The following is a 401-nucleotide window of genomic DNA, read 5'->3' as shown; positions in this document are numbered from 1 at the left end:
AAGGCAGAAAAGACCTTTGATAAAACCTTCGGTTACCAGCGCAATTTTGTGGAAACCTATACGGCACGAAAAGAATTTATTAAAAACCCGAACCACTATTTTTCCGCGCTAATGGGATTACCGGTTAACGAAAAAGCACTTGCTTTTAAGCTTATCCGGGAATCGGGTATCCCGATGATGCCCAGTATTCCAACTTCCCAGGCACAACTTGCCCTTAAAATTTTTAACAGGCTTAAGAAAGGGGTAGCGGTAGCCGTTAAATCAAGTTCAATTGGTATTTAATTTTAAATGTTATGGAAATAGAAAATCTTCTTAGACTGCTTCTGATCATCGGGCTGGTAAGCATATTGTTCTATATATGTTTTAAGCTGATCAACCGCTTTGCTTTTGTTTTGAATTTA

At 38.2% G+C, this 401-nt stretch carries 1 protein-coding gene; it reads left to right on the top strand.

Translation table 11 applies throughout. From position 1 onward, the window contains the following. Nucleotides 1-282: DUF5712 family protein (locus RM529_RS17845; RefSeq protein WP_311486074.1), on the top strand; the 282-nt coding region annotated here is incomplete at its 5' end. Nucleotides 283-401 lie beyond the last annotated feature (119 nt).

The sequence above is a fragment of the Autumnicola edwardsiae genome, assembly GCF_031846505.1.
In the GTDB taxonomy this organism is placed as follows: Bacteria; Bacteroidota; Bacteroidia; order Flavobacteriales; family Flavobacteriaceae; genus Autumnicola; species Autumnicola edwardsiae.
Note: the sequence above shows the minus strand (reverse complement) of the source record. Positions and strands in the feature narration are given on the sequence as shown.